The organism is Desulfallas sp. Bu1-1, assembly GCF_015594625.1.
In the GTDB taxonomy this organism is placed as follows: domain Bacteria; phylum Bacillota; class Desulfotomaculia; order Desulfotomaculales; family Desulfallaceae; genus JADNRQ01.
Genome location: NZ_JADNRQ010000098.1, coordinates 1 through 279, shown reverse-complemented (window position 1 = coordinate 279; position 279 = coordinate 1). Strand labels below are relative to the sequence as shown.

At 51.6% G+C, this 279-nt stretch carries 1 pseudogene; it reads left to right on the top strand.

Annotation, left to right across the window (positions count from 1 at the left end):
* A pseudogene (locus IT084_RS17815) lies at positions 1-279 on the top strand (2-oxoacid:acceptor oxidoreductase subunit alpha); the annotation flags it as partial.

The window sequence follows — 279 nt, the reverse complement described above, 5'->3', positions numbered from 1 at the left end:
TGGGGAGCAATTGACGCCGGGGCAAGATTTTTTGCCGGCTATCCCATAACACCATCATCTGAGATTGCAGAAGTTTGCGCCCGGGAATTACCCGGGTATGGCGGGGTATATATCCAGATGGAAGACGAAATCGCCAGCATGGCCGCAATTATAGGAGCTTCATTATCCGGTCAAAAAACATTCACCGCCACCAGTGGACCGGGATTTTCTCTAATGCAGGAGAACCTCGGGGTTGGTATATACCAGGAAGTGCCCTGCGTAATCGTAGACGTGCAGCGA